Raw genomic sequence first — 25,941 nt, 5'->3', positions numbered from 1 at the left:
CCCCCTTATATTAATCGGTCTTCCCCGAGCCGTTTGGAAATTGAATTCGCCGCAAAGATCAGCGTAATACTAACTACTGTTTTGAAGATACCTGCCGCAGTAGCCAAAGAATAATTTCCGATCTGTAGTCCGTATTTCAGGACAAATATATCTATCGTCTGTGACCAGTCGACAACCACACCATTACCTAACAGATACTGAACCTCGAATCCAGCTTCCAAAATCCAGCCCATATTCATGATCAGCAAAATGATAACAATGGATTTGATTCCGGGTAAGGTCACATACAGCATTTTCTTATATCGGTTCGCACCATCAATCTCTGCCGCTTCATAGAGGGAAGGATCGATAGACGTGATGGCCGCCAAATAAATAATGGCATTCCAGCCAACTTCTTTCCATACATGGGATGCGCCTACAATGCCCCAGAAGTATTCCGGAACGCTAAGCCACATGATAGGTTCTTGAATGATATGCAGCTTCATGAGCACCACATTCACAATCCCACCATCAACAGATAGTGAACTTGCAACGATACCTGTCACAATAATCCATGAGAGAAAGTGAGGTAAATACGAAATTGTTTGAATGGTTCGTTTATAAAACTTATGTTTGATCTCATTAAGTAATATGGCAAATATAATTGCTGTCGCAAATCCGAGCACCATATTGATGACGCTCATCGCAATGGTATTACGAAGCACGTTAAGAAATGCATCGTCTGTTAGCAAAAACTTAAAGTGTTTGAGCCCGACCCATTCCTGCTGCGTGAAACTCTTCGCAGGACTGTAATTCTGAAAGGCCATAACCCAGCCCCAAATGGGATAATACGAGAATACGAGAATGTACGCAACGATGGGCAATGACATAAACATGAGTTGTCTTTGTCCGCGCAATCGTTTTAACAGTGGTGCTTTGGGAACGACTGTACGGGTGGTTTGCTCTGGTATGGCTCCAGGCGTGTTCGCCATCTTTCACTCCTCCTATTGGCTTGCAGCGACTTTAACATGATGTCTCGGAAGGCACTCGCCTGAGTAATCCTTTGGTTGATACCTTCCGAGAGAATCATTGCCGCATTTTTTTATTTAACAGACCAGTTCTCGATTCTCCATTTCAGTTGTTCATTAATCCTGTCTTCATAGGATTTGACATCGATTTTCTTGTAAGCGTCTACATATTCAGTCCAAATGTTATCGAACTCATCCGGTTTTGACATGATCGCCTTAGGCAAGAATTTCAACGAAGTGTCTGTCATTTGTTTGTTCGCTACCGCAGCATCAGAGCCTTCTTTCAGATCGACCTGCCATGCTGGATAGTACACTGGATTTTCTGGTGCAGGAGAGAAGAAGTCACTCCACGTTTTGAAGCCATAAGCATCCAGAAGTTCTTTGTCTTCCGGTTTGAGGTTGTCATAGAATTCCTCAGGTTGGTTGATCGCTCCAATCGCATTGCCATCTTCAAATGTTCCTTCGAGCTTCGGTGCAGCAGCGTAGAAACCTTCAGCTTTGTTAACCAATCTCCATGCTGGATCATCCTGCTCTGTCCGTTGCTCTGGTGTACGATAGAATCTTCCCTCTTCATTCACTTGATAGTCTACACCCTCTTCACCCCATGACAAGAGCTTCTGGTACTTCTCGTCCATGAGCTTATCGAGGAATTTGATGAGTGCGACAGGGTCTTCGGCATCTTTACTGATACCAAAACCATTGTTCAAGTTAATGACCGGACGATCCAGATAATGATCTGTGATACTTGTATCATAGACAAGCGGGAAGCCTACGTATGTCTGGCCAATTTTCCCCTGTGCTACGAGTGGGTCTTCGCCGGCTTGGAAATTCCAGTGCTGGTCGAACATACTAAGCACACGTCCCGAAGAAATTTTGGCCAGATATTGATCGTAGTTCTGAACAAAGGCTTCTTTATCCAGCAATCCCTCGTTATACAGATTGTTTAGTTCCTTATAATACCGTTTGGAGATATCTTTGTCGGCAAAAACGGTTGCGACTCCACTATCATCTACGACTACGCCCCCGTCATTGGGGTGACCTGTAAGATGTTCAGGTGGGTTAAGCAAAGGGAACGTCCGCCAGTCTGAAGCCAATGTAGTGAAACCAATCGTCGGTTGACCATCAATCGTTGGATTCTTGGCTGCATAATCACGGACCAACTTTGTGAAATCATCCAACGTTTTAGGAGTTGGGTACCCAGCATCCTTCAGTATGGACTTTTGGATCCAGAATGCAGGACCAGAATAATAGTTACTAATGAACTCCCCTGTATACACTCCATAGTTAGGCAACCAGTAAATATGTCCGTCACTGGAATCTTTCATCCGGTTCCAGTCTTTACCGAAATGTTTCTTCAGATTAGGTGCATGCTCTTCAATGAGATCTTCGAGCGGAATAACCGCACCCGCTGAGACCAACTTGGTGTCTGCTGTGATCAGATCCGGGAAATCGCCTCCGGCAATCATAACGCCGAGCTTCTGTTGAAGATCACCCACAAGAAACTCCATCTCAAGATTAACGCCGAGTTCATCCTGGATCTTCTTGTAGATTCGGTTATCTTTAGCTGGCGCCTGATTTGGCGTTCCGATAAAGGCCGTGATGTTCAGTACCTCTTTCCCATCCTTTGTAGTCGCTTTCTCATTGTCACCGCTGCATCCTGCAAGTGCCAAACTCAAAGCCAGAACGAGTGATACGGAACCCCAAAGCTTCTTTTTCTTAAGTCCCCCCATGTACTTGCCCTCCTTGGAAGTGGTATGTCTTACTGTTTTTAGTATGAAGAAATGTATGCGGTTACAAAATATATACATTTAAGGTCTACCCCCCTGTAATTGTAGGTCTTATTCAGGAGGGGTTCTTCTTTTTCATCGATCAATTCGCATACTTTTGCCTGTATTCTACTGGTTTCATGGCTGTTCGTTTTTCGAAGTGTCTGAGAAAATGCTGGTAACTGCGGTACCCTACCTGCTCTGCAATCGCACTTGATGTTTGATTCGTCTGCTGGAGCAGACGCTTCGCTTCTTCCATTCTTAGATCATGTACTACCTCAATTACACCCTTACCATACTTTCGCAAAAAGGATTGCCCTAAATGGACAGGATTCACGTAGAATCGTTCTGCGAGCTCCTGGATCGTAAATGTCTCCCTGTAATGCATCTGCACATATTCAGCAACCGTCGCCTGGATGCCACCCATTTGTCTCTCCCGGAAAATAGCCAGTTCTGACTTGCATTGCAAACAGAAATGTTCCAGATTGTTAGCAACCTCTTCTATATTTCGATGGCCCTTCTCCAGAATTCCGCTCGCCAATTCATTCATTAGAGCATTAGGTTCTCCTCCTAATTCTCTACACAGGGACAGTCCGCGGAATATAATATGGGTAGAGAAAATATGTACAATCTCTGGCGCAGCCTTCATCTGTACAAACAGTTCAAAAGCACTCCGAATCGCAGACGAGAGTTCCTCTACAGAACCGTTTTCAAGCAAATCGCAAATGTGGTCCACTTCTGATAGCGTTTCAGGATCAAACTGCCAATTCTCCAGCTGAATATCTTCGGCAAACAAAAGACGCTCTTGATTAAAAAACAAATAACGCCCAACTTCCTGAGCAGAGCGGAAGGATTCAGATAAATGCTCCAGTTTGTTGACCGTTAATCCGACCGCGATATGGATATCTTCGCAATCGTTATGTTGCATGGTGTTCATCAAACGCTGGGTAAAAGCTTTAATTGCTTCAAATGTCTCTTTTCTATCATTCGTTTCCTCCCCCCATACAAGTCCCAATGAGTCTCTTGTTCTATCTATCACATAACAGGAAGTTGTTTCTTCAGCCGTTTGTTCAACTACTGAACAGACTTCCTGAATATCTCCCTGAAAGGCTATCCGCAGGTATGCCCAATGGGACTTGTTTAAACGAGGAAGGAACTCCGACATCTCCTCCTCCGATATATTTTGCTTATCCTTAATCAGTGCAGTCAAAAACGCTTTGATCCTTTGCTCGTTTGCATGTTCCCGTATACGCTCCTGGGTTTCACGTTCCTGTAATTGCATACGGAGACGGACCAACATATCCTCTGCTTCTGTACTGTCAACCGGTTTGGTTAAATAATTGGAGACACCTAATCGAATAGCTTGTCTGGCATAATTAAAGTCACTGTATCCACTCGTGATGACAAACAGCACAGACTCATGTTCCAATCGTCGTGCTTCTTCTACAAGTTCCAGCCCATTCATCACGGGCATACGAATGTCTGTCACCACGAGATCAGGTCGATCTTGTTCCATCATCCGAATGGCTTCCTCACCGTTGGCGCACACGCCTTTGATTTCAAAACCATACTTTTCCCAATTGATCAGAAGCTGTAAACCTTCAATGGCATATGGTTCATCATCGACTAACAGTACTTTGTACATGAGAGTTTACCTCCTATTTCCTCTGTTCCAGCTTGGAGATCGGTATACGGTACCCTGCAATGGTTTCCTTTCCAGGTACACTGCTTAGATCAAATATCGCATTTCCTTCATAAAAGAGTTCCAACCTTCGGTAGACATTACGGAGTCCTACATGCTCGCCGTTCCGGGGTCTTTCAGAACGAATATCTCGCAGGAGCTCGGTTAGTCTCCCTGCATCCATACCGATTCCATTATCGATTACCTGAATAACCAGTTCGGAAGCGTTTCGTCTCGCTGTTATCTTGATCTCTCTTCCATTTTTTCGCGCCTGCAAGCCGTGTTTGCAAGCATTCTCGACAAGAGGTTGAATACTCATACGGGGAATGAGCAACGAAGCTGCATCAGGATCAACCTCGAAGGTGTAATCGAACAGCTCTCCAAAGCGAAACTTCTCAATCTGGAGATAAAGATTCGTAAATTGCAGCTCTTCTTGCAAAGGAATCAGATTGTCAGAATGACTGAGCAACTGTCTCATCAGCTTGGACAGACTTTTAATAATCTCAATTACTTCCGTATATCCATTCTTCGTACTAACGACCAGCAAGGCATTCAATGTGTTAAATAAAAAATGGGGATTCATCTGACTCTGGAGCATGGACAATTCAGTCCTCACTTGATCCAGCTCCAGATCTTTTTGACGGATTTCCAGTTTATATACGTCATTAATCAGCGTATGAATTTTACCAATCATGATGTTAAATGTACGAATAAGCCCGCCAATTTCGTCGCGGCCTTCGTGAATTTCAATGAGATCGAATCGTTCGTTACGAACCTTCTCCATATGTCTGGATAACTTGCGAATCCGATAGTGGTAGGAACGCAAAATAATGTAGATCAATACAGAGGGGACCACGATACTTAATGCAAGCAACCCCAGAATTGACTTAAAGGCTTCTTGCAGCAGGTGGTCAAGGTGACGCGTATCGGCAACTCCAATCAATTTCCAACCCTTTAGGTAGGCTAGATTCCCCAACGATTTTTCGAGTGTGTAAGCAGAATCCCCAGATTCCTTGAGCATTAATTCATTATTAGGGGGAGATAAGTCGGTTTCGCTGAATTCCCCACTTGAAACGACAGTTCGATTGTTGCTGTCCACCAGACGCAGCTGAAGACTGTCTGATTCACGATTTAAGATGCTATACACCCGGCTAACTTCCAGATCAATCTTGGAATACTTCGCATAATTCGCATACGAGGTATACGTATCCATTTTGCCAATCACACTGATCCTTCTTCCCGCGTTAAATCCGGATGGCTCAATATAATCAACGACAAGAATGCCTCCACTGGTGGATTTCAGCTGTTTCAATCCAGGGAGTACATTCTTGTCTTTCATCACGATATAATGACTGCCCGTCTGAATGGTATCGTTATCCGTATAGATACGCACCTCCAGAATATTCGCTGACATATACCGTGTTAATTTATCTCGCAGGAATGCATGGTACACGTTGTAATAATCAACGGGGGAGTGATAGGTCCGATCCAGTGCCTCATAGAGCGAATCGTCTGCTGCAATAATTCGGCTCAGAGCAACGCTCTCATCTATCATGCCAAGCAGTTCCCCCGCAGCCCTGTCGATGGATTTACGCAGATTCTCCTGTTCTCTAATCTTGATATCCGCAGAGGTTCGTTGATAAAAGAAGATATTAATCGTTATTACAGGAAGGAGAATACTAAGTACATAAATAAGCAGAAATTTGGATCGGAGAGGAATATCATTAACCTTACGGAACATCCAGAATTTATGACGCATATGATCACCCTTGGTTTTTGTTTTTATAGACTGACGGAAGCTCCCCTGTATGCGCTCTGAACTTTTGGGTGAAATATTCAGCATCATGATATCCTAGCCTGAATGCAATGTCAGTGATCTTCATATTGGTACGTCGCAGGAGTTTACGGGCCTCCTCAACACGAAGCTGGTGCACATAGTCACTGAAACTGACCCCCATCTCCCGCTTGAACTGTTGACCCAGGTAGGCAGAATTCACGTGAATTCGATTAGCTACATCTTGTAATTTAATTTTACTTCGATAGTGCTGCTTCAATTCATTCACTGCTTCTGAAACCAGCACTCCCGTACCCGTCTTTTGCTTCAATTCAGACTGGGAAAGTTGCTTGGACAGTCGAGCACACAGGTCTTGCAATGTGCCGGAAGACCAGCTCGCAGCCGCATGCCATTCTTTTTCACATAGTATTTCTCTGCAACCCTCTCTTTTTCCATATTTTCGTAGCAACTCCCCATGGATATATCGGATGACATGATGTATCCATTCCAGCGATACCTCTGCTTTCTCACTCTTCTCTAGCAGTGCACTCACTGCAATATCGATGGAATAGGTGTTTTCTGCTTCAATCAACGCCAAGATCTCTTTGGAGATGTTCATCATTTGCTCTAAATTATATTCTTCGCTTATCCGATATTCATTAAGATGATTGTCATAGGCTTCATCTGTAACCATGACTCCATTTTGCTGTTTTTGCTCATTTCTGCGTTTGTCCAGAGGTTCAATCATTTCCATAAGGATTTGATGAATCTCCTCGGGAACAAGAGGTTTAAGCACGTACTGATCGACCTGATACCGTATGGCTTGCTTCGCGTAATTAAAATCGGAGTATCCTGTAACGATAACAATTTTAGAGGTATAGGCGAGATCTTCTCGCAAGGTGTGAATCAAACCAAGACCATCCATAACAGGCATTTGAATATCAGTGACGACAAGATCCGGTTCAACCGAGTTGAATAGAGCAAGTGCTTCCTCCCCATCCGTTGCCGTTCCGCAGAGTTCATATCCACAAGCTCGCCAGTCAATCATCGTTCTCCATCCTTCTAGCATAAACGGCTCATCATCCGCGACAATGACCTTGTACATTAGCTCACCTCACTTTTATCCTTGATCAGCTGCATGTATTTTATCTATATCAATAGGTAGATTCCAGTTGTTCTGAAAACGCTAAACAGCAGAACAACAGCAGGATTGTTGTCTGCTCGCACAACTTGGAGAACAAAATTTCTACCAGTCTCATCGTCATTAATCAATAACATAGAACATGGTTCCATCGGACCGTACTATAAGAACGCTCCGATTGTAGCGAAGCGCCGGGAGAACAATTCAAGTGTAACGCTTACATTTTGGTACAACAACCTGTTAAACTATAGGTTTTCACCCGACAAAGTATAGGTTTAGCTCAGAAGTAATCTTTGTCAGGAGAAAGATTTTTCATTCTCCACGCACAATACGGAATCCTTGATCGGGACCAAAACCATTTGCATCAAATTTGCCTCGAAATGATATTTCATTGTTATTGACACCGCCGATCCAGCCTCCGCCTTTCACAACTCGCCAAGTTTGATTTGGACTCTCCGAACCGCTGTACCAGTCCCAGCACCATTCTCTCACATTCCCAGACATATCATAGATGCCTAACTCATTCGCCTTCTGAGTACCGACTTTTTTGGTTTGATTACGATTGCTCTCAATAGCGGGCCAGCTCCAGTCACCCGTCAGAATGTTCTCGCCGGCATTTACCCAGTACCAAGCAACTTCATCAGGATTGTTACTTCCGCTGTATGTGTAATTTAAGCTCTTTTGACCTCCGCTTGCAGCGTATTCCCATTCTGCCTCTGTGGGTAAACGGTAACCGTTGGCGTCCTCGTTGATCGTTACATTCCATTTTATAGTGTCGTTTTCATTGTGATTATTCGTGTCCTGGTTGTCTTTGTCTATATTGTAATAAGGTTTCAGGTTTTCTTTTATACTTTTTTGATTACAGTATTCCACTGCGTCATACCAGCTGACCATTTCAACAGGCAGGTCGTCTCCCTTGAAGCCAGAAGGGTTTTCCCCCATAACCTCCATCCATTCTTTTTGAGTTACTTCGTATTTACCAATATAGAAGGAATCGAGCGTTTCATTCCTATCAATCTGACTTGGCTTACTGCTCTTGAAGGCTCCTCCTTCGACAAATACCAAGTCATCGTTTACTGTGGTATTACTTGTTGAACAAGCACTTAGACTAACAACTATGGCGATTAAAGTTAACCATACCAGTTTCCTCATTCCATTATTCTCCTTTACTAAGCTTAAATCCGGCAACGTCGAGGTCCGTTAGTCTGGAGAATAACGTTACTCAACGCTACCGGAAAATTGAATTCAAATACAGGTGCAGAAGTTAAACTGCATCACATCATTTTTACCAAACCGTCACGTTTGCGCTTCCGCTGCTTTGATAACCTTCCGTTGCCATCACCTGATAGGACCAGCTGTTACCTAAGTACATCCCTTTGCTCGCCCATGCATTCACATGATTACTGAACGTGATGGTAGAATTGACTCCGATTGGTTTCTTGGACTGTCTAACACTCCAATACTGAGGGAAAGTCTGAGTACCATCAATGGAAGGTGCATTGTATCTCATCGTTGTATAGATGTCATATGTGCCGCCATCACTAGTCATCGAGCCCTTATACGTTCCGGTAGGACGATACGTTCCCCAGCTATCCACCACGTAATATTCAATTAGAGCGTTTCTAGTCCAACCATAGAAGGTGAGATAGCCGTTACCTGAAGGAGAGAATACGCCGGCATTATAATTGACCACTCGATTAGGCGTACCGTATGTCCACCCTTTCCCGACAACAAAGTTCCCGGTATTTTGCCAATTCACGCTGTAATTCCCGCCCGATCCATTCACGGCGTTGACCGTTCCTCCTCCATCTGTCCAATTTTGCCAATAATCTGTTGCTGCGCTCGATGTGGCTGCGAAGACACCAAAACTCATGGCAGATGCGAGAACAACGGTTAACAATTTTTTGCTAAATTTAAACATAGATTATACCTCCTGATATTTTAATAGATTTGGTTGATGCTACAATCCGATATGAATGTTCTTCAGCAAATTCACTTGAAAAGACGTTGCGAAAACAGATACAGATCGTTCTTCCACACGGGCCAATCATGTCCTCCACTTTCCTCATTCCAAATGTGAGGTACTCCGTGTTGCGCCAAATATTGGTGAACCCCATGACTAATCTCTATAAGATTGTCCTGTTCACCGCAAGAGATCCATAACAGCGAGAGTAATGAAGGCGCTTTCGAAAGATCAGGGACAAGTAGCTCCGGACTTCTGGTGTTTGGGGCTGCGGAGAAAGCACCGATCCATGCAAAATGGTCTAGATTACTTAATCCGATATTTAAGGATTGACCTCCGCCCATGGATAAACCAGCAATCGCCCTTTTATCCCGGCTTTTATACAAAGGGTAGTTCGACTCCATGTAAGGTATCAAATCGTTGAGCAGATCGGATTCGAACCGTTTAAATGCTTTGATTTTCTCAGGTTCAAACAGGTCTCCTTCGGCTCGGTCATTCGACATTGCGCGACCATTGGGGAAAACAATAACCATCGGCTCAAGTAAGTTATCATTGTACAGATTATCTAGAATAATTTGCGGAGAACCATGAGTATGCCATTCGGTTTCGTCTCCACCAATACCATGCAAAAGAAAAAGTACAGGATACATCGTTGTCGAAGAAAATTCTGGTGGGGTGTACACCATCGCTTTACGGGAATTGCCAACCGTGGTGGAAGGATATTCTACCGTCTCCATGACTCCACGTGGTATATTCTCCCGATACTGGTCATATCCCATTACTGCTGATGAGATCAATTCCATTCTCTTTTCCTCCGAACATATGAGTGACTATCAGTCTTCAGTTAATCCACATAGCCAAAACCCAGAATGGTGAAGCATTTATGTTCATGGCCTTCCGCCATTTCAATCTCGATGGAGTGCTCCCCCACTTGCTCTTCGTTGAGCAGAAGTGTGGCATGGCAATGGGTCCAGTTCACTTGACGCGGATCGACTTTTTGGACGAATACCCCATCTACCCTGATATCTGCAGTTCCGAATTCGTCGTTACCCGAATCCTTGAAGATTAGAATGAGGCGTTTGCACTGCAAACTTATCCGAAAGCTGCTCTGATTCTCTTTTCCCTCTCCTGTACGCATCCAGTTGTTGGGGAATTGAGGTGTACCATAGTCATGAGCATCCATCTCAGCCATCTGCAGATCCGTGTCCGTTTTACAAAAAGAGCCTGCATCGATTCTGGCAATATGATTGCCGTTTTTCCGATCCAACAGCTTCACATTAACAAATTCATTTCCAATTAGCGGAGCTTTTTCAATATCATGATCTTTCTCATCCCACTCAGAACGATTCGTCACGTCGAACAAATATTCCAAACAATCGGCCATAATTCGATGCCCTATATTAGTTGGATGATATATATCATGGAAAAATTGCTTTTTGGAAATAACGTTTCCTTCACCTTTTGTCTTGTTGAACTGATCTACGACAGCATCTTTCACACTTACCATTGGCAGATCATAATGCCAGCCTACCGGAGCGAGACGATCCTGTAGATTCCAGTCATTTTCAAATACACTGAATAACAAGATGACCGCTGGCTTGTTATCGGCAGTAAGTGCTTTGAGCACCAGACTCTCGTAACATTTACCTTGGGTTTCATCATTTGCGTCATTGACTGCGAATTCGATTACGACAATATCCGGCTGAACGGCACCTCCCCTCAGCACATCACGATCATAACGTACAATCCCCAGTTCGGAAGGAGTTCCACCCACACCTGCTTTAATCAGATGAATGGGACTATCTTTTGAAAGCGCAAACATAAACTTGAACGACTCATACGATCGATAAGCGTAACTTTGGAGATGAATAGGTACTGCACCAGCACCATGGGTAATGGAGCCTCCAATATAAGCGATAACGACAGGTTCGCCGTTTTTTGCCTTCTCAATGGCTCGTTTTAATCTGACATTATTTCCTTTGTTCAGAAGAGATCGGCCAATCATGTCGCGATATCTATGTGACTCAAAATCAATTGCGGGTTTGACTGCCGACGCTGTCACTCCAACTGGATCGCGCGGTGCAGTGAATTCCGTGTTTTCACCTGCATCTCCTGAATCCTGGAGCATAAATCATCATCACATCCTTCCGGTTAGATTCTGACCATCCTCAAACAACATTTAAAGGATCACAGCTTGTATTATTATTAGATCAGATGTGATCCTTCTCCCAAAGTGTATCCCTTACATAATTTTACAACAACCTGACAAAGTATAGGATTTTAACCAATATATCATTTTAATTTGAGTAGAATTACATGCAGATCAGAACACCTATAATTTTTCATGTAAACGCTTTAATTTGTATACTATTTCCATGTTATAATTTTGAAAAACCGCATTGATGAAGGAGGATACTTATGAATAGCACGGGTCAAGGCGCGTGGGATACGGGTACATATACAAATCTGTTTCTGAAGTTAGGCTACGATGAGAATGAGATCACGAACAGATTGGAAGAAACATGGAACGAGCTGTTTTATGGCGATGATAATACTCGAATATATTACCCTTTGGGTGAGGACAAGGGTTATTTGCTGGACACTGGTAATCTCGATATTCGCTCCGAGGGCATGTCCTATGGCATGATGATGGCTGTTCAGATGAACAAAAAGGAAGAATTTGATCGACTCTGGAATTTCTCGCACACGTTTATGCAACATAAAGCGGGACGTTATAAAGATTATTTTGCCTGGCATTGCAAGCCTGACGGAACCCAACTCTCACAAGGTCCTGCTCCTGATGGTGAGGAGTTTTTTGCCATGGCACTTTTTTTTGCCTCCAACCGCTGGGGCGATGGCGCTGAACCTTATGATTACAAGGCACAAGCCCGCAAGATCCTTCGTGCATGTATACATCAGGGCGAAGACGGCGAAGGCGATCCCATGTGGGACCCGGAAACAAAACTGATCAAATTCATACCAGAAACACCGTTTAGCGACCCATCCTACCATCTGCCTCATTTTTATGAACTATTCTCGAAATATGCGAATGAAGAAGATCAGAGCTTCTGGAAAGAAGCGGCGGCCGCTAGTCGTGCTTACCTTCATACAGCCTGCCATCCCGTAACCGGACTATCACCTGAATATGCGAACTATGATGGCTCCCCGGCTCCAATACAGCCGCATGGTGATTTCAGACATTTCTACAGTGATGCCTACCGTGTTGCTGCGAATATAGCGCTGGACTGGGAATGGTTCCGCAAGGATCACTGGCAGATCGAACAATCCAATCGGATTCAGTCCTTCTTCAGTGATATTGAAATGTCCGATTATCGTCGTTATACAATAGAAGGTGAACCTTTCGACGAACATTCACTGCATCCTGTAGGTTTGCTGGCTACCAATGCCATGGCTTCACTGGCTGCAGACGGTCCACATGCTGACACATTCGTTCGCAAGTTCTGGAACACACCTTTGCGTCAGGGAGAGCGACGTTATTACGACAATTGCCTGTATTTTTTCAGCATGCTCGCTCTAAGCGGAAGATATCGCATGTACTAAACTAAGGGAATGTGCATGAGCCGTTATACCTGTCCTGTGAACGTTTGGCTTGCAGGACAGGTTCAATCTCAATTCTAAGTAGGATGCAATGATATTACGATTTAATCTATATCAATAAAAAACGTTCCCGGCTCGCATATGTTGACTGCGAACCGGGAACGTTTGGTTATGCAAATACAGGCAGTAACTTTTCCCGCTCTGTATGATTCAGATACTTTAATTATTTGGAAACAGAAGAAGTATCATAAGAAGACTGCATAATCTCCAGATAGCGATTAATGTTCAGTCCCTCCAGGCCTTTCACATATTCATCCCAATCCTTATCCAGACTTTTGGCGCCTGTAATAAATTGCAGGGCGTTCTGATCGATGTAATCCTTGAGATTGGTCTGCATCATGCTGGCTTCATCAGCTTGGGACGGATCTACCCACAATGCCCAATGAGGGAAAATCTCTTTCGGTTCCTTGCCTTCCATTAACAATGTCGCCTCATAGAGACGTCGCTCACCACCATCATTGGCATAGATGTCTGTCCCCTGTACTTCGGAGTCCCGATATGCCTGATAATGATTGTACTGACTCAATGCAGCCCAACTGTCATTACGAGGTTCTTCTCCAGAAGGAAGCGGAATGGCTTTATATAACGGCTCAATCTGATCATTGAGCGCCACTTCTCCTTCTTGTGGTTTGCGCCAGCTTACGCCCTCTTCTCCCAGATATGATGCCATGGTTCCTTCCTGGGTATAGAGATAATCCAGCAGCTTTATGGCCGCGATCTGTGTTTCCTCACTGGCTTTGTTTGTCAGTACAAAAGACGCTCCGGGATCAATCGGATAGTTGTACGTAGCATAAGCAGCATGGGGTCCCTTCAATGGAGGAATGGGATTGTAATCATTCCCGTAAGGAGAACCTTCGGCAGTTGTTACGAATAATGATGGATGCATCGCTGCTCCCGCACCGAGAAGCTGTGCATCAGCGTTATCTCCAATTTTTTTGAAGGCCCCGACGTTTTGGGTAAATGCCCCTGGATCAATCAACCCTTCATCGTACAGGGATTTAATATAGGCAAGCCCTTCTTTCCACTCCGGTTTGTTCACTACGGTCTCCACTTTCCCCTGATTGACAATGAGATAATTCCGATCGTCGTCATAGATAAAACCGTTCATCAAGTACGGAATAATGTGCACACCGAAATTTTCAGTCGAACCGCTTAGCGGTACTTCGTCGGCTTTGCCGTTCCCGTTTGGGTCTTTCGTTTTAAATGCCCGAAGCATTTCTTTAAATTCTTCTGTCGTCGTGGGTTCGGTCAGGCCCAGTTGTTCCATCCATTTGGTATTGACCCACATCTTGTTTGGGTATGAACAGTGAAAACATTCATTCAGACCCGTCAGACCATAGATATTTCCGTCGGGAGCAGTGTTCATGGCCCGATAATAGTCATTGCTCTCAAGCACTTTTTTAATATTGGGAGCATGCTGCTCAATCAGATCATTCAGCGGCAAAATAACCCCCTGTTGACCAAACTTCAACAAGTCTGTCTGGGAGAAACGATCTACCCAAGGGATGAGCAGATACAAGTCCGGATAATCACCAGAAGCCAGTGAAATCTGTCTTTTCTCCGCTGCACCGTCGAATGGAACCGTAGTCCAGTTGAACTGAATATCAAACTTTTCTTCCATTTTCTTCGTGAATTTGTTAGTGGACAGGCTGGTATCCGAACCCTGGTGAGCAAACACATTAATGGCCGTCTTGCCTGATGGATCGCTGCCTTCCCCGTTCCCCTTATCAGAGCTTGAACATCCGGCAAGTACCAACGAGGTAAACAGCATACAGGCAAGAATGATGAATCCCGCTTTTTTCAATATAATCCTCTCCTTCATGAATAATAGAAAAAATGAACTTATCCTTTAACTGAGCCAATCAACATACCTTGCACGAAATACCGTTGAACAAAAGGATAGATGATTAGCACCGGCAAGCTGGCCATCACAATTAACGAGTACTTCATGAGTTCAGCCATTTGCTGCTGTTTAATCATTTCCGATGCATCCATGCTCCCCGTACTGCTGTTCAGAATAAGAATACTGCGCAATATCAGCTGTAGCGGATAGAGCGACTGTGATTTCAGATAGATGAGGGCGTCAAAGTATGCATTCCACTGACCGACAGCGTACATAAGTGACAACACGGCGATAATCGGTTTGGCGAGTGGCAGGATAATACTGAAGATAAACCGGATGTCACTGCAGCCATCGATGTCTGCTGCTTCGGACAATTCTTCCGGTATCGAGTTCTGAAAAAAGGTACGGGCAATGATGACTTGCCATACCCAGACGGCATTGGGAATCAGCAACGCCCAGCGGGTATCAATCAGTCCCATGGTTTTGACCACCAGATAGGTAGGGATCAAACCGCCTGAGAACAGCATGGTGAAGGTAATAAACATCATTAACGAGCTGCGACCAACAAACGTTTTTTTGGATAATGGATAAGCAATCATAATGGTCAGTGCCACGCTGATGAAGGTGCCGCAGGCTGTATAAAAAAGGGAATTGGCATACCCGATAAGGACTTGATCATTCCGCAATACAGACTTGTAACCGTCAAACGTCAGGTCAATGGGCCACAACCAGACTTTTCCCGAGGAGACGGCAGCAGGGCTGCTGAGCGAAGAACTCACAATATATATCAAGGGATATAGCACGGCAATCAGCACCACAGTCAGCATGAAGTAAACAACCGTTATAAATACGCGGTCTCCCCAGGATTCACGAATCGTACTGCTGCTCTTGATCCGCGAACGACCTGCATTAATCTGTGTGTTAGGCATGAGTTGGTTCTCCTCCTTTCGCTCCCGTTACCATAAGCTTGTATTGGACAGTCGCTTGGCGACCGCGTTTACGATTAATAGCAGAATCAGGTTAATCACCGAGTTGAACAGGCCAACCGCAGTAGCGAAGCTATAATTGGCATTCAGCAATCCTATTTTATAGACATACGTGGAGATGATCTCCGAAGCAGACAGGTTGAGCGGATTTTGCAGCAAATATATTTTTTCGAACCCAACAGCCATGATATTCCCTACACTCAGGATCAGAATGATGACGGCTGCCGGAAGTAGTCCAGGCAGATCAACATTAATGATTTTCTGTATTCGGTTGGCTCCGTCCACTTTGGCGGCTTCATATAGGGATGGATCAACACCTGCCAGAGCAGCCAGATATATCACAGCGGAGTACCCCATTCCCTGCCACACATCGGAGAATACGTAGATGGATCGAAACAGTCCAGGCTCACCGAGAAAATTCACTGCTTCGAAACCAAGGGCGCCTGCAATCGTGTTGACAATACCCAGCCTAGGAGACAGAAAGAGCATAATGATGGAGACCATAACAACGGTAGAGATGAAATATGGAGCATACGTCACCATTTGTACTGTTTTTTTGAATCGTATGTTTTTGATTTCGTTCAGCGCGAGCGCCAGTAATATAGGAATCGGGAAACCAACGATCAGGCTGTAAAACGAAATGTAGAGTGTGTTCTTGATCAGCATGACAAACGCCGGATTTTTGAAAAGTAATTCGAAATACTTGGTTCCGGCCCACTGACTGCCCCAGATCCCCTTGATGACGTTGTAATCTTTAAATGCTAGGACCGCATTCACCATGGGTACATACTTGAAAATAATAAAGTAAGCAATCGGTGGCAGGATCAGCAGATATAACTGCCAATGTCGCCTCCAACTTCTGGATAATGCTTGCTTCAAGGCAAACGGTTTACTTGGTTTCTCCACGGACTTTGATTCACTGGTCACTGTGGTTCTCAGAATCATCCCCCCATTCTTGGCTCCAAATCGTGCTGAACTTCAGCCCAACTTGGTAGCGCTTACTTTTTGAGTAATCATAAGATTGCGCTGGGGATGCGTAAAGGTACAGTTGCGCTGAGAAAGTACAAAAAGCGAATATAGTTCCCGAGAAACAACCTACATTAACCGCTATGAACGTCCATTTTCCGAAACACACTCGGAGAAATGCCGCGTACCCGCTTGAAAGCTCGGCGGAATGAATGTGCACTGTTATACCCGGTGGCCTCCGCTATCTCGTCAATGGTCTGACCGGTAGAGTGCAACAAGTTCGAGGCAGCATCAATGCGTACCCTTTCTACATAATCGGAAAGATTCTCTCCCGTATGTTCTTTGAACAGTTGAGATATAAACTTCTCGGACTTGCTCATGTGCTCCGCAATCCGATAGATCGTCAAGTTTGCATCCCCATAATGTTGTTGGATAAAACAAATCATTTCGTTTACAGTATCCCCATGTGCTCCTGTTCTTCTTCTCTGGAAATCACCACAGATGTCTTCCGTTAACCGTTTGAATTTTGCACGCAGCGAAGTAATCGTTTCTGTCATCTGAATAGATGTCACACGAGTTTTATATTCCTCCAGCAGGGAGGCATCCAGCTTGAATTTGGGTTCGTCCAGCTTCAGAAAAGTCCCCTTCAGCTCCATGATGAACTGCTGTGTCATCTCGTAGGAAAGTTCCCGCTCCTCTAAATTACGAAGAAACAATTGCTCCAGAATACGTATCGCCTCTTCATGCTCACCGACTTTGATCGTGTTCAGCAGGCGCTGTTCAGACTCAATCGGATAATAGAACATTTCATTTTCCTTCATCGTATCTTCAAATCTCACCAGATGATCTGTTCCCATATGAATGGCATAATCCAGAGCTTGTTTGGCTTCGTCAAAGGAACGCCCTGCATCATTCCAAACCTCGTAAGCTGCACCTGTACCAATTGTTGTGGATATCCGATGCTCCCGGTAGATCACTTCCATCAAGGTGTTCAGCTCTTTTTCACATCTCCCTATAGCTTCATTCAGTTGGTTCTCATCCAATGGACAGGCAAAAGCGATCTGGTCTGTTCCCCAATCCGTGATCAGCAGCTGCGCATTCCACTCTGTAAGTACCTGTTTGATGAGCAGCCTTGCGACACCCAGTTCATGGATAGTTTCTTCACTGTCCGGATTGGCATATCCGTTTACCTTCACTAAGCCTGCCAAGCCCTTGCTGCTATGAAGGGAAATGTGCGCCTGGGATGAGATAACCTCCAACTCAAGTGAGGTATAGACTTCTCCGGTTAACAAACGTTTGATAAAACCGTCTCTCAATAACGGAATCTGCTCATTCATGGCGTTTTTAAGTGAGTCATTATTAGCAATAAGATTGTTAATATGGCTTGCCAAAAAATCATATTCATTGCCCCGTCTGCCTGGGGAATCGGTGATTTGTTCCCGAAAAGAGGCCAACAATCTGTAAACGGGTGCACTATTCCGATAGGCCAGAACCAGCCCGAATAACAGTCCTAGGGCAATGGTTGCCAAAGTAAAGACCAGCGTGACTTGTTTGATTTGGTCCGCTTTTGTCATGAGTGCTTTCTCCGGAATCCCTGCCATGTAATTCCATCCATTTTGACTGGACTGCATCGATATCAGCAGCCGACCATCACTTCCAGGCTGTACATTCTGCACGTTCAGCTCCGTTTCCGCAGCGTTACCTTCTCTCTGGCGACTCTGTGCCATTTGCTCAGCTTCGGCTTGTTCAATGCCATGGGAGAAAATGATCTGTCCTTCCGCATCGGTGACGAGAGTCCAGCCGCCATATTGATCCACAATATTTTGAGTAAGGCTGGCCATCTGATCCTGATCAATCATGACACCAATCGTCGCTTGCGGTTTGTTGAAGCTGTTCAAAGGCAGAGATTGCAGAAACGTAATGGCGGGAACGTCTGCAAGCACAGTGCCGAGTATTTCACGTTTATAGTTTCGAAGCGGTATGATTTCATTAAAGTGTGGTTGTTTGAGAATTTGGTCATGCCACTGTTCAAACGACATACCGTCCAGCTGATTGGCAGCATAATAATGCTCTGGACGATAATACACAGTTCTTGGTGTGATGATGGCATTGTAGTTTGGAATGTGAATGAAGAAATGGGACAAGTAATCATTGGTACTGCTGTACATGGAGAGGCTCCGCTGCATACGGTTCATACCGTAGACATTGTAGAGATCATGCGGCTTTGGCCCAGCAATTAAATTTTGCAAATCGGGATTGACGGCAAGCTGCCTGGTAAAGGCTTCAACTTGAAGAAGGTTACGCTCAATGATCTCTTTCCCGAGACTCAGCGACTTCAAGCTGTTTTCAATGGAGCTGGAACGGGCCGCTTCAATAGAAGCTCGGTAAGAGGCATATCCCGCAATTTGAGGAATCATCAGAATGACAAGATACGAAATGAGGAATCGGCGGAACACGGGTGAAAATTTGGACCATAGGAGCTGCATATGTACCCTCCCTTTTTTATCAAGCGCTTACATTTCTCTGTGATAAGGTAGCTGTTCAATGATACACCGGGCATTTCTTCCTGGTGAAGGTACAACTTCTTCCTTATGGTACATTTACATACTGCGGTGTACAATGCTTACATGAAAATAATTGTCGGTCTGCGGGTTAGCGCACAAATATAGTTGTATTTTACCTTCGCATGACATCCATCCCAAAGTATCAAAAATAAACACAAAAAACCTCCCCAAGACATGGATTGACTTGGGGAGGTTTTTTGTGTTTATTAATTGCTAACGGCAACAAATTTCCATTGTTGGTTTGTACCACCTGTGTAGGTGTTCTGCTGCAGCAAGGCTCCATCCGAAGTGGAAGCGTTTGCCACTTCAATGGCTTTATTGCTGTTCACGTTGATGATACTCCAGTACCCGTTACCAAGATCGTTGACCTTAAAATGCTGAGCGGTTGTGTTCAGATTGCTCATGAGTTGAACCGCTTCCCCATTGGTCAGGGTACCGTTGCGAATATCGATGACTTTGTCCGGTGAGTTCACACTTGTTAGTGTATAGTTGCCGCTGCCGATCGAGGTCAGAACCCACTTCTGAGGGTTACCGCCCAGATCACTCCACTGCTGGAGCTGAAGATTATTTTCATTTTGACCACCTGGCACATCAACAACTTTGTTGGAATGCCGGGCTACGATTTTATAAGTTGCACCGGATACAAGACCCGTTGTGGGTCCGCCGCCTTGTCCACTGCCCGGGTAAGTCTGAGCACGTTCATGGTACCAGTTGAACAGGAATCGTCCCATGGCACTCCGTGAAGCATCTCCATCCCATTTCAGTCCAGCCGTTGGGTCGGCAAAGGAGCTTCGTGGTCCTTCACTTAGAATGAATCCGTTCATATGAGCTGCAATGCTGACATTGCCTGATGCGTTGAAAATCGTTTTGGTATTGGTGCCAAAACCTTCATTGCTGCCATTAAACAAGTTCCAGTAGGCCGAATCGCCAGGTTTGTTTTTGAACCAGGTTACCTCGGTAATATTAATCGGATATTTGTCAGCAGCTGCCTTCACGTTGGTATTCCACTGGTCTTGCAGGATAGAGAAGTTGTCATATGCGCCATAACCAGGGTACCAGTGAACCGCATATCCATAGTTATTGAGCGGATCAGTCAATGGATGGCTTGCCGTCAAGCTGTAAAATTGGTTGTATCCCAGACCTGCCGCCCAGATGACGTTGTCCGCACCTTTGCTACGAATTGTTGAAATCATGGAATTTTGGAAATTACGCAAGTCATTCCAGTGATCCACAAAGTCATTCTCCCCGTTGTATCCACCCCAATGTCCATTGGCATAGGATTTCACCGGTTCGTTGATCAGCTCGAAGTGAACGTTGTCTGCACTTTTGATCTCCGGGCGTGAAGCGAGATAACCCCAGATTTCGTTGAATTTTTGCAGGTTGGCAGGTGTTGTTGCCTGATCATCCTTCAATGTGAAGTCCAGTCCCAGGACAACATAGACACCTTTTGTTTTGGCATATTGAATGTACGGAATAATTACATTTTGCGTAACGGTCTGCACACCGGCAAAGTTATATGTACCAGCAGCCACATCTCCCATGTCCTGACGATCGATGAACAGACGTACCTGATTCATATTCCAGCCATGATTGCTTCCGTACTTCGCGCTGGTGTCCGCAAAAGTATCGGTAATGTCTTTCAGATAAGCCAGTGTAGCTGCATGACGGTTATTGCCGTGCAGATTGAGATAATAATTGCTGTCCTGATATGTCCAGTAGGCACCTGAGGGTTGATGCCAACCGTTCAGTAGCACAGGCTGGTTGTTGCTGTTCACCAGGTTTTTGCCGTTTACGTGCAGCTTGCCCATCGGCATGCCCACCCATGCTTCGGCACGGCTGCCTCCCCATGGAGCAATTGTGATCAATAAAGCCAGAATGAGTACAAGTTTACAAGATGTCATGAACTTCTTCACTTTAATTCCTCCTGATCTGATATATTGCCTTGCAATAATGCGAGGTAAGCTCCGTCAGAGTATCTCTGATCAAACAGATCGCTCAGGTCGGCGCCCGCTCCCGCAGCCCATTCCACACCAGCAGGGGGATCCTGCGCAGGGAAGGATCGCGGTTCTGCTGTGAGCATACGTTCATGAGATCGTTACATGCCCCCTTTTCACAGATGGAATGTTGCATGAAGTTCCTCCTCCCTCTTCCAGTCTGATCCCACTCCAAACGTACAGAAGAACTTAACTTAACCGACGATTCCCGTACGCTCTACACTCTCTACGAAATATCGTTGCACAAACAAATAGATGATGATCAAAGGCAGAATGGCAAGAAGAATTCCTGTATCCTGGATCATACTCAGATAGAACGGATCGGCTTGGGAAGCTGCACCATCAGTAACCTGCTGGGCCAGATTATACGGAAGGGACGATAACTGGGTCGACATGACTTTACTTGAAGTCAGATAAGTCGTCGTATAGAAGCTGTCGTTCCACTGCCATACGAAGGAAAACAGCATGACTGTTACCATGGACGGAATGGCATTGGGCAGCATGATTCTTGAAAATGTTCGTCCGATGCCCGCGCCGTCCACATAGGCCGCCTCCTCCACTTCCTTCGGAATACCTCTGAAGAATTGCCGGAAGATAAAGATGTACAAACCGGCTTTAAGTGAATTGGCCGTAATTGCCGTCAGAATAAACGGCCAATAGGTATTAAGCAAATTAACAGGTTTGCCGGCTATAAGCGTCATAAGCCCCATCAGGTCAAAGCTTTTCAGATTCAGGTATACCGGAATGAGAATGGTCGTTGGTGGTACAAGAATCGTTAGAATTACACCAGCAAACAGCCAGTTGCTTCCCCTGAATTTCAGTCTGGCGAATCCGTATCCTGCAAGTGCACAGGATGCTGTAGTCAGCAGTGTAGTCGTTGCAGACAGGGCAAAGGTATTAAACAGCGTTGCCCAGTAATCCATTACGCGTATCGCCTCTTTGAAATTGTCAATGGAGAAGTTCTGTGGAATCCACACCACCACTGCCGAATACAGATCACCTTTAGCTTTGATGGATGTGGAAACCTTCTGAAATATGGGAAACAGGATAACGAAGGAAAGCCCGGTAATCAGAACGAATCGGATCATGGCCCACAGCCAGCCTTTCCAATGCTCCAGCGATAATAATCGTGATGTTGTCACGTGGGACACCCTCCTTTCTAATCTTGATAGAAGACTCGCTTCGAGAAAATGATGTTTACGATAACCAGAATGATGGCAATGGCCAGAAAGTAGACCCATGCCATGGCAGAACTTAATCCAAAGTCAAATTTGACGAAGCCGGTATCCCGGATCAGTTCCGTCATGGCGTTATTGGCAAACGAATCAATGATTGTATAGATCGCATTGACAAAAATAAGCGGGCTGACCATTGGGAACGTAATTTTCCAAAAGGCTTCATAACCCGTTGCCCCTTCCATCTTCGAAGCCTCATACAGTTGAGGGGAAATCGTCTGGATCCCTGCCAAAAAGATCAAAATCTGCACACCGGATTGACTGACGATCTGATAGATCCGATCTACGGCGCTGCTCAGATACGTAACGATCCAATCGCTCACTCCGGCGTTAACCATCAGATTTTCGAGTTCAAATGTCCCGAGTGAGCTTCCACCTGTGCTGCTCTGATTAACCGCTTCAATCAGGCTGGTGCTCTCCAGTGTCATAATCACTCCCGATGCCAGAATAACGGGCAGGAAAAAGATCGACCGCGCTACAGCCCGGCCCCTGAACTTCTGATTCAGGATGACGGCAAGGAACAGACTGAATATAACGATAAGCGGTACGTTGATGAGCACGTCTGTGATCGCCTCAATTAACGCACGGTTAAAGCTTGTATTGACGGTCAGCGCCTGAATATAATTGGCAACACCGTTGAACTGAATTGCTATGCCTTCCGCGTTAGCCTGAATTGTACTCATGCTGTATCGCAGAGAGGCTAACAGCGGAATGAAGAAAAACAACACAAAACCAATGAGCCAGGGAAGCACGTAGATTACGCCCCACATGGCTTTCTGCTGAGCATACGTACGACTTCCCCATTTCCATTTCAGGAGCGTCTTCAGAGCTGCTCACCACCAGTCACATAGCTTTGGGCTTCCACTGTATCGTTGTCAACTTCTACAGGGAAGTCGTTATAATTGACGATTACGAACCCGCCACCTTCATATGTTGTCCGGAAGACGCCCTCCTCCAGGGATTCATGGGACATCATGGAACGTCCGGCAAACGGTTGGTTCACCTGGTTCACCTCGTTGTAGATCTCGGCAGCCAGATCGATCCATTGTTCATAATTCGCCGCGTAGAGATCATCATAATCCGTTTCTTTCACAACATGGTTTGGCGCATTGAACCATGCAAAGTAAGGACTCGCTCCATATTCAATCAGCTTCAGCACATATTGCCTTGCATTGGTATATGTGGAGAGATTGTATGGCGTCCCCGTATAACCGATGCTACCGTGTACAACGAGCTGATAGAACGGAATCTCTTCATCCTCCAGCTTGAAACGACTGCTGGTCATCGGCGCATCTGTCAGACCAGTTACATACGGCAGGGCATAAGCGTTCCCGCCTTCAGCAACAAGCGAGCCAGCCTGCTGCCCGATCTGTTCAAGTGCCTTCTTTACGGAGCCAAGCGCTTGTGTTCGGTCCACCAGCTTTTTCGGATTCATATCGCTGTTTAACTGAGCTGCCAGATCATTCAGGCTTAGTGACAGTCCATCCTTTTGAAGGGACCTCAGCTCATCTAACATGTCTGCCGTCACGTCCTCGAGCATGTTGGGCGAAAGCACATAGGATGGTGAACGATCCCGGTCCCGCCGCTGGATGGCCTGGTTCATCGGATACAAGACCGCCGGTTCCTGAGTTAATGTGCGTGAAGCTTCTTTGGACGGTTTAAACCCTTTTTTGGATTGCACATTCAGCAGAGCGATATCGGGATAGAAACCGATGCCCGCTTCTTGTGTATATACGCTGAATTCCCGCAATCCCTTTTTCCCGCCTACCGCGCCGTCTACTTGGATGGAATCCGGCAGTCGATGATGAAGCCCGCCGTTAAGCCATCCTGCATAGCGCACCTGAATATTGGATACCTTCTTCTCCGTCAAGGCGGAAAGAATGGTTTTGGCTTCATCAAACGTGGTCAAAGCCTCCGTTGAATCATACGGTATGCCCAGCATATGCTGCCTTGTTGTCATGCCACCGAACAGTTGCAGATAAAAGGGAACGTTACTCTGCTCCTTGCTGGCATTCAGCTTGGGAAGCCCGCCGTTTTGCATCAGATAATCCCGATAGAGAGATGCAAGCCCTGAGTACGAGGCTTTATCCTTCCCGACAAAAGCATATCGAACGACGAAGTCGGACACAGTCGGTTTCTTCTGAAATTTCGGAAGTGTACGAACCATATCACTTGCCTGAAGCGTCACATCGCTCTTGTTCACCACATAGAAGCTGGGATATACGTTGTTGTAGCTGTTCAGCTTGCCGCTGATATCGGCATTCACAACTGCAACGGCATCCCCTTCTTCAATAATGCCCAGGAAAGCTCCCTCTTTCCGAATCAGTCCAAATACCGGCAACCTGGCTCTGGCTTCATTCGAACTTGCTTCCCGTAGTTTCATGGTCATATCCGGTCCATATATATCTTGTTGATAGGCAGGATACTGCAGCTTGCCATTGTTAAAATGGATCAGCGCTCCCGAACCGTCCGGCACCAGTATGGAGCCCTCTTCTTCTGAACCCCCAGCCCCGAAGTAATCCATTACAGATATGCTGTTGATCGGATATTCCTCCGGAAAATGAATGCCTGAGGACGGAACACGCACGAGCAGATCCTCTCCATCCAGCTCATATTCCATCGTAAGCATAAACAGCCGTGGTCCACTTCGTTCCTCTTCAATGCCAAACTCGGCATGATCCTGAGCCAGATCCTCCGATGTGTAACCGGCTGTGTCAAAAGCCTTCAAGGCCCGGGACAATTGCAATCCTTGCATCGCCTTATCAATCCGGACGTAAGCGCCTTCATCCTTGTCTTCCGCATAGCCGACCTTCAAGGCCCGTTGCCCGGCCTTGTCTAGCTGTGCAAGCAGCCTTTGTTCGAATCGCTCCTTGCTGATCTTCATCGGCAAGTCTTCTATGGATCGCTCAGTGCTTCCAAACTGGTAGTGGACCCGCACGCCGCTTGACTGCACCTCGTAGCTTATTTGCTTGTGTGCAACACTATCCGTGAAGGAATTCACGGTGCTGCTCTGTCCGAGGCTGTTGAAGAAGCTGAGCTTCGTTTGTGATGACAAAAGGTCTTTGTTTATCCCGGCTGCAACCCCATCCTGCTCACGATCTGCAGGATTGCTGCGCCAGATCTGGCCGCTCTGCGTGTGAATCACTGCAATCTCGGCAGTCTCTTCGTTAATGAACAACTGCAGCGCAGCATTCTGCGCAATGCCTACCATGCCGGGAAGGCGGACATCGCCGAACGATGATTTCAGTTTCTCTCCGGGAGGCAGGGAGGGAAAGTCCGTCGGATCAGCGGCAGTCACTGTCTCGTGAGCGAGCGGTGTTGGCGAGAATTGACAACCGCCAAGAAGCAGACTGCCCGCGAGCAGCATTCCTGTTATTTTTTTGGCTACGGTATAATTCATAAC

19 protein-coding genes are annotated in these 25,941 nt (G+C 45.7%); 1 reads left to right on the top strand and 18 read right to left on the bottom strand.

The window, feature by feature from the left end; genetic code table 11:
- Positions 1-5: 5 nt before the first annotated feature.
- The 9 genes from AC4E8D_RS15545 to AC4E8D_RS15505 form a co-directional block, all read right to left on the bottom strand.
- Positions 6-971: an ABC transporter permease gene (locus tag AC4E8D_RS15545; RefSeq protein WP_083657036.1), complete on the bottom strand. Its 966-nt coding sequence runs from the start codon at positions 969-971 to the stop codon at positions 6-8.
- 110 nt (positions 972-1,081) lie between these two features.
- On the bottom strand, positions 1,082-2,737 hold the full coding sequence (locus AC4E8D_RS15540) for a type 2 periplasmic-binding domain-containing protein (RefSeq protein WP_237175372.1): 1,656 nt from the start codon (positions 2,735-2,737) through the stop codon (positions 1,082-1,084).
- A 139-nt stretch (positions 2,738-2,876) separates the two neighbouring features.
- Complete coding sequence (locus tag AC4E8D_RS15535; protein WP_221821111.1) at positions 2,877-4,418, bottom strand: response regulator; 1,542 nt, start codon at positions 4,416-4,418, stop codon at positions 2,877-2,879.
- A 13-nt stretch (positions 4,419-4,431) separates the two neighbouring features.
- Positions 4,432-6,213: a sensor histidine kinase gene (locus tag AC4E8D_RS15530; RefSeq protein WP_221821110.1), complete on the bottom strand. Its 1,782-nt coding sequence runs from the start codon at positions 6,211-6,213 to the stop codon at positions 4,432-4,434.
- 4 nt (positions 6,214-6,217) lie between these two features.
- Entirely contained in the window at positions 6,218-7,333 is a 1,116-nt protein-coding gene (locus tag AC4E8D_RS15525) for a response regulator transcription factor (RefSeq protein ID WP_221821109.1), read from the bottom strand.
- 348 nt (positions 7,334-7,681) lie between these two features.
- A complete protein-coding gene (locus AC4E8D_RS15520; protein WP_221821106.1) occupies positions 7,682-8,521 on the bottom strand; it encodes a formylglycine-generating enzyme family protein in 840 nt (279 codons plus the stop codon).
- A gap of 133 nt (positions 8,522-8,654) precedes the next feature.
- Positions 8,655-9,290: a glycoside hydrolase family 11 protein gene (locus tag AC4E8D_RS15515; protein ID WP_221821105.1), complete on the bottom strand. Its 636-nt coding sequence runs from the start codon at positions 9,288-9,290 to the stop codon at positions 8,655-8,657.
- Positions 9,291-9,361: 71 nt separating this feature from the next.
- The gene (locus tag AC4E8D_RS15510; protein ID WP_221821103.1) at positions 9,362-10,135 is read right to left on the bottom strand and encodes an alpha/beta hydrolase; all 774 of its coding nucleotides are present in this window, start codon (positions 10,133-10,135) and stop codon (positions 9,362-9,364) included.
- A 41-nt stretch (positions 10,136-10,176) separates the two neighbouring features.
- Positions 10,177-11,460, bottom strand: a complete 1,284-nt coding sequence (locus AC4E8D_RS15505) for an SGNH/GDSL hydrolase family protein (protein WP_221821101.1) — start codon at positions 11,458-11,460, stop codon at positions 10,177-10,179.
- 290 nt (positions 11,461-11,750) lie between these two features.
- Here AC4E8D_RS15505 and AC4E8D_RS15500 point away from each other — a divergent pair, with 290 nt between their 5' ends.
- Complete coding sequence (locus tag AC4E8D_RS15500; protein ID WP_221821100.1) at positions 11,751-12,893, top strand: family 8 glycosyl hydrolase; 1,143 nt, start codon at positions 11,751-11,753, stop codon at positions 12,891-12,893.
- A gap of 220 nt (positions 12,894-13,113) precedes the next feature.
- Here the strand turns inward: AC4E8D_RS15500 and AC4E8D_RS15495 are convergent, their stop codons facing one another.
- The 9 genes from AC4E8D_RS15495 to AC4E8D_RS15455 form a co-directional block, all read right to left on the bottom strand.
- Positions 13,114-14,772 carry an ABC transporter substrate-binding protein gene (locus AC4E8D_RS15495; RefSeq protein ID WP_397376258.1) on the bottom strand — a complete coding sequence of 553 codons (1,659 nt, stop codon included), beginning with the start codon at positions 14,770-14,772 and terminating at the stop codon, positions 13,114-13,116.
- Positions 14,773-14,792: 20 nt separating this feature from the next.
- The gene (locus tag AC4E8D_RS15490; RefSeq protein WP_221821098.1) at positions 14,793-15,722 is read right to left on the bottom strand and encodes a carbohydrate ABC transporter permease; all 930 of its coding nucleotides are present in this window, start codon (positions 15,720-15,722) and stop codon (positions 14,793-14,795) included.
- Between the two features lie 27 nt (positions 15,723-15,749).
- Entirely contained in the window at positions 15,750-16,604 is an 855-nt protein-coding gene (locus AC4E8D_RS15485) for an ABC transporter permease (protein WP_339308695.1), read from the bottom strand.
- A gap of 275 nt (positions 16,605-16,879) precedes the next feature.
- The gene (locus tag AC4E8D_RS15480; RefSeq protein ID WP_221821097.1) at positions 16,880-19,231 is read right to left on the bottom strand and encodes a helix-turn-helix domain-containing protein; all 2,352 of its coding nucleotides are present in this window, start codon (positions 19,229-19,231) and stop codon (positions 16,880-16,882) included.
- 284 nt (positions 19,232-19,515) lie between these two features.
- Complete coding sequence (locus AC4E8D_RS15475) at positions 19,516-21,222, bottom strand: RICIN domain-containing protein (protein ID WP_339308470.1); 1,707 nt, start codon at positions 21,220-21,222, stop codon at positions 19,516-19,518.
- Positions 21,219-21,389, bottom strand: coding sequence for a hypothetical protein (locus tag AC4E8D_RS15470; RefSeq protein ID WP_339308468.1), 171 nt, complete (start codon positions 21,387-21,389; stop codon positions 21,219-21,221). Before AC4E8D_RS15470 ends, AC4E8D_RS15475 begins: the two co-directional genes overlap by 4 nt.
- Before the next feature lie 108 nt (positions 21,390-21,497).
- Complete coding sequence (locus AC4E8D_RS15465) at positions 21,498-22,445, bottom strand: carbohydrate ABC transporter permease (RefSeq protein ID WP_036615897.1); 948 nt, start codon at positions 22,443-22,445, stop codon at positions 21,498-21,500.
- A 17-nt stretch (positions 22,446-22,462) separates the two neighbouring features.
- Positions 22,463-23,308 carry a carbohydrate ABC transporter permease gene (locus AC4E8D_RS15460; protein ID WP_082219083.1) on the bottom strand — a complete coding sequence of 282 codons (846 nt, stop codon included), beginning with the start codon at positions 23,306-23,308 and terminating at the stop codon, positions 22,463-22,465.
- Between the two features lie 53 nt (positions 23,309-23,361).
- Positions 23,362-25,938 (bottom strand): DUF5696 domain-containing protein, encoded by a 2,577-nt coding sequence (locus tag AC4E8D_RS15455; RefSeq protein ID WP_221821093.1) that lies wholly within the window; start codon positions 25,936-25,938, stop codon positions 23,362-23,364.
- Between the last annotated feature and the right edge of the window lie 3 nt (positions 25,939-25,941).

Source organism: Paenibacillus sp. SRL342 (genome assembly GCF_984798905.1).
The sequence above is the reverse complement of the archived record's forward strand: the minus strand, read 5'-3'. Positions and strand labels throughout refer to the sequence as shown.